This window comes from Spirulina subsalsa FACHB-351 (assembly GCF_026130165.1).
Classification (GTDB): Bacteria; Cyanobacteriota; Cyanobacteriia; order Cyanobacteriales; family Spirulinaceae; genus Spirulina_A; species Spirulina_A subsalsa_A.
On record NZ_JAIHOM010000162.1, the window covers coordinates 1 to 4468 of the forward strand.

Consider the following 4468-nt stretch of genomic DNA (forward strand, 5'->3'; position numbering starts at 1 on the left):
GAAGTTGGGGGGTGCGGTGTTACAGGGGGGGGATTTCACGGGGGCTGATTTTCATGGGGCGGATTTAAGGGGGGCCTATTTGTTGGAGGGGAATTTTAGTCGAAGTTCTTTTGCGATCGCCAATTTAACCGGCGCTGATCTCAGTGGCGCTACCCTCACCTCGGCTTATTTCTACGGGGCTACCCTGAATAATAGTAATTTAATTGGGGTGGATCTCAGTTTAGGCACCCTCAGCAAAGCTAATCTGGCAGGGGTGCAACTGTTAGGGGCCAATTTACGCCGGGCGAATTTAACCCAAGCCCATTTACGGGGAGCAGATTTAAGCTATACCAATCTCGCCCAGGCCGATTTTAGTGGGGCGAATTTATATCAAGCTGATTTACGCGGTGCTGATTTACAAGAGGCGGATCTCAGTGGGGCCTATTTGATTGAAACGGATTTTAGGGACGCAAATTTAACCGATACAATCTTTAAAGGGGCGATTCGTTGGGTATCTTCTATTGAAGCTCAAGAGTGACGGCACCGATGAGTGATTACCCGTTGACAGTCCCCGACCTAAAGGCGCGGGGATTCTTGGTTCATCGAGTCCACTGACCAGTGAGGGAGCAACAACGTTGTAAGATAGGCGTGAAAACTCCCAGCTTAAGGTCATGAATCTTCGCACTGTCTCAACTACACCGTTTAATGATCAAAAACCGGGGACTTCTGGACTGAGAAAGTCTGTCCCGGTATTTCAAAAACTGCACTATTTAGAAAATTTTATTCAATCCATCTTTGATAGCTTAGAGGGTATCGCAGGACAAACCCTAGTGGTCGGGGGGGATGGGCGCTATTACAACCGAGAAGCCATTCAAATTATCCTTAAAATGGCGGCGGCTAATGGGATTGGCAAGGTTTTAGTGGGGCAAGGGGGGATTTTATCCACCCCGGCTGTGTCTTGCATTATCCGTAAATATCAAACGTTTGGGGGAATTATTCTCTCGGCAAGCCATAATCCCGGTGGACCCGAGGGAGATTTTGGCGTGAAATACAATATTAGTAATGGGGGGCCGGCTCCTGAGAAGGTGACTGAAGCGATTTTTGCCCGCACTCAGGAAATCACAGAATATAAGATTTTAGAAGCGGCGGATATTAATTTAGACCGGGTGGGGTCGTTCAAGTTGGGGACAATGGAGGTGGAGGTGATGGACTCCGTTGTGCCTTATTTGGAGTTAATGGAAAGCCTGTTTGATTTGGAAAAAATCCGCCAATTGGTGACGGGGGGCAATTTCGGGATGTGTATTGATTCGCTCCATGCGGTGACGGGTCCCTATGCTCGGGCGATTTTTGAACAACGTTTGGGGGCGAAGGAGGGGACGGTGCAAAATGGCATCCCCTTAGAAGATTTTGGGGGAGGCCACCCGGATCCGAATTTGGTCTATGCTGAAGAGTTGGTGAAGGTGCTGTTTGGGGAGGATGCGCCGGATTTTGGGGCTGCTTCCGATGGAGATGGCGATCGCAATATGATCCTCGGTCGTCGCTTCTTCGTTACCCCCAGCGACAGTCTAGCCATTCTCACCGCTAACGCCCACCTCGTCCCCGGATATCAAGACGGACTCGCCGGAGTCGCCCGTTCCATGCCCACCAGCGAGGCCGTAGACCGTGTGGCCGCTAAATTAGGCATTGATTGCTACGAAACCCCCACCGGATGGAAATTCTTTGGCAATCTCTTAGATGCCAATAAAGCCACCCTCTGCGGTGAGGAAAGTTTCGGCACCGGGTCAAATCATATCCGGGAAAAAGATGGCCTCTGGGCGGTCTTATTCTGGTTAAATATCCTCGCCGTCACAGGCAAATCGGTTGAACAGATTGTGAGGGAACACTGGGCAACCTACGGCCGGAATTTCTACTCTCGTCACGATTACGAAGAAGTGGCCAGCGAACCAGCCCAACAACTCATCACGGAATTAGAGGCGAAACTCCCCACTTTAGTGGGTCAAACCTTGGGCAACTATGAAGTCAAATATGCCGATAATTTCAGTTATACCGACCCCGTAGATGGTAGTGTGAGTCAAAAACAAGGGATTCGCCTTGGGTTTACCGATGGTTCTCGCATTGTCTTCCGTCTCTCGGGAACCGGCACTAAAGGGGCAACCTTGCGGGTGTATTTAGAAAGTTATGAACCTGATGTGAGCCAACATCAGCGCGATACCCAAGAAGCGTTAGGGGATTTAATTCTGTTGGCCAATGAGGTGGCGAAAATTCAAGAGTTTACCGGCCGGGATAAACCCACGGTAATCACCTAAAATTAGCTTTAGCTAACCCCAGAGAAGCCCGCATCGCACCCCTAGGGTCGATGTCGGGAGTCGTCACGAATTAAGGTGTTTTTCCCCCCAACGGTGCATTTCCTCCAAAATGGGCTTTAGACTTTCTCCCAAAGGCGTGAGGGAATATTCCACTTTGGGGGGAACTTGGGCGTAAACTTGACGGTGTACGATGCCGTCTCTTTCCATTTCTCGCAACTGTTGGGTTAACATTTTCTGGGTAATCCCGGTTAACGCCCGTTGCAACTCCCCGAAGCGCTTCACCCCATCGAATAATTCCCGCAAAATCAAGACTTTCCAACGGCCGCCAATGACACGCAGGGTGATTTCTACGGCGCAACTCACCTGTTTTCCGACGGTTACTGTGACTGCATTTTCCATAGTATCTTTTTAGATAGTACCTTACTTTCAAGTGCATACTTTCCAAATTCATTATACTTGTTCTAAAGTAAAAATAGAACAAACACCCATTGAATTGAGAGGTTTTCTGATGATTAAGCTTCGCAAATCCCACGAACGAGGTCATGCTAATCACGGCTGGTTAGATAGTTACCACACTTTTTCCTTTTCGAGTTACTATGACCCCAATCACATGAATTTTAGGAGTTTACGGGTCATTAATGAGGATTGGATTAATCCGAGTTCGGGGTTCGGAACTCATGGTCATAAAGACATGGAAATTATTACCTATGTTTTAGAAGGTTCTCTTGAACATAAAGATAGTATTGGCAATGGTTCTATTATTCAGCCGGGAGAGGTGCAACGGATGAGTGCGGGGACGGGGATTTATCACAGTGAATATAATCCCTCAACTTCGGAAAAGGTTCATTTGTTGCAAATCTGGATTTTACCGGAACAACAGGATTTAGAGCCGAGTTATGAGCAGAAAAGTTTTCCGATTTCTCAGAAGCCCAATCATTTACATTTAGTGGCCGCGAGAGGAGGGAAAGATGGGGCGGTGACGGTACATCAGGATATGAGTTTATATGCTGGTGTTATTCCTGAAGGGGAGCAGATTTCCTATGAGTTAAATCCTCAACGTTATGCTTGGTTACAGGTGGCTAAAGGGGCAATTGAGTTAAATGGAGTGGTTTTAAATACCAGTGACGCGGCGGCGGTGAGTGAGGAGAAAATGCTGGAAATTAAGGCAACTCAAGAGGCGGAAATTTTGTTATTTGATTTAGCCTAGTGTGAACTACCCCACCCTGCCGTCGGCGAGGATGGGGCTTCCTGATTCAATGGGAATAGCATCTAACAAGACCGAAATCTTGCCTGGTTGTCTTACATTCCCTCCACAGGCAGTATCGCTAGTTCCCAACGACAATATCCGCAAGGCTTCATTTCTAATGTTTTGTGCCGCATTCATATCCCGATCATGGTGAGTCCCACAATGTTGACATTGCCATTGACGGATATCTAACGGTAAACTATATACAAGGGTTGCAAGAAGTTTGAAGTATTATGAGAAACTTCTCTGAGAGTTTATCAATGATTTAGCTACGCTATAGAAGAAAAACTAGGACTCAACTCAAAAAATATTTCAAGACCCCCCATCAAAATAATTACCCTAAATCTATCCTTCTAAATCGGAGGAGATCAAGATGAGAACTAAATTATCTGCCCTGTATGAAACTGATTTTAATTTATGGATTGAACAAACCATAAATTATCTAAAACAGAGAGATTTCAGCGCACTTGATTTAGATAATTTAATAGAAGAAATCTCGGATATGGGACGTAATAATAGACGGGAAGTATTTAGCCGTTTAAAGGTTCTATTGATGCACCTACTCAAATGGCAATATCAATCAGAAAAACGGACTAATAGCTGGATCAATACCATTGATGAGCAAAGAGAACAATTAGAGCTTATTTTAAAGGATAGTCCGAGCTTAAAACCCTATTTAGGAGATATTTTCTCAGAATGTTATCAAAAAGCAGTGCGAGCGGCAGTTAATGAAACCAATTTACCTAAACCCACTTTTCCGGTTGATTGTCCTTTTACTCAAGAACAGGTTTTAGATATGGATTATTTTCCTGACAGTCCCTAAATATCCAATTAAGATGCTAAACATTAGGGAAGAGTTGGTGGATATTTTAACCTTTTCCAAAATGATTAATTATCAGTTGTTTTGTTGGGTTGCGCTGTCGCTTCACCCAACCTA

General features: G+C 45.7%; 6 protein-coding genes. 4 read left to right on the forward strand and 2 right to left on the reverse strand.

All coding sequences use genetic code 11. The features are described 5' to 3' along the window. Positions 1-517 (forward strand): pentapeptide repeat-containing protein (locus K4A83_RS20745; RefSeq protein ID WP_265266607.1); only part of this gene is annotated, 517 nt, incomplete at its 5' end. A 133-nt stretch (positions 518-650) separates the two neighbouring features. Continuing rightward, entirely contained in the window at positions 651-2285 is a 1635-nt protein-coding gene (locus tag K4A83_RS20750) for an alpha-D-glucose phosphate-specific phosphoglucomutase (protein ID WP_265266608.1), read from the forward strand. A gap of 63 nt (positions 2286-2348) precedes the next feature. On the opposite strand, the gene K4A83_RS20755 is transcribed toward K4A83_RS20750, so the two are convergent. Then, positions 2349-2684 carry a winged helix-turn-helix transcriptional regulator gene (locus K4A83_RS20755; RefSeq protein WP_265266610.1) on the reverse strand — a complete coding sequence of 112 codons (336 nt, stop codon included), beginning with the start codon at positions 2682-2684 and terminating at the stop codon, positions 2349-2351. Between the two features lie 109 nt (positions 2685-2793). On the opposite strand from K4A83_RS20755, the gene K4A83_RS20760 reads away from it, so the two are divergent. Further along, positions 2794-3492, forward strand: coding sequence for a pirin family protein (locus K4A83_RS20760; RefSeq protein ID WP_265266611.1), 699 nt, complete (start codon positions 2794-2796; stop codon positions 3490-3492). A 6-nt stretch (positions 3493-3498) separates the two neighbouring features. Here the strand turns inward: K4A83_RS20760 and K4A83_RS20765 are convergent, their stop codons facing one another. Continuing rightward, positions 3499-3669 (reverse strand): hypothetical protein, encoded by a 171-nt coding sequence (locus tag K4A83_RS20765; protein WP_265266612.1) that lies wholly within the window; start codon positions 3667-3669, stop codon positions 3499-3501. Positions 3670-3904: 235 nt separating this feature from the next. Between K4A83_RS20765 and K4A83_RS20770 the strand changes: the two genes are divergently transcribed. Further along, positions 3905-4354, forward strand: coding sequence for a DUF29 domain-containing protein (locus K4A83_RS20770; RefSeq protein WP_265266613.1), 450 nt, complete (start codon positions 3905-3907; stop codon positions 4352-4354). Positions 4355-4468 lie beyond the last annotated feature (114 nt).

What these genes read in the sequence shown, in the direction of transcription:
- K4A83_RS20750 (WP_265266608.1), top strand. Translation starts at nt 651, where the DNA reads ATGAATCTTCGCACTGTCTCAACTACACCGTTTAATGATCAAAAACCG.
- K4A83_RS20755 (WP_265266610.1), bottom strand. Translation starts at nt 2,684, where the DNA reads ATGGAAAATGCAGTCACAGTAACCGTCGGAAAACAGGTGAGTTGCGCC.
- K4A83_RS20760 (WP_265266611.1), top strand. Translation starts at nt 2,794, where the DNA reads ATGATTAAGCTTCGCAAATCCCACGAACGAGGTCATGCTAATCACGGC.
- K4A83_RS20765 (WP_265266612.1), bottom strand. Translation starts at nt 3,669, where the DNA reads ATGAATGCGGCACAAAACATTAGAAATGAAGCCTTGCGGATATTGTCG.
- K4A83_RS20770 (WP_265266613.1), top strand. Translation starts at nt 3,905, where the DNA reads ATGAGAACTAAATTATCTGCCCTGTATGAAACTGATTTTAATTTATGG.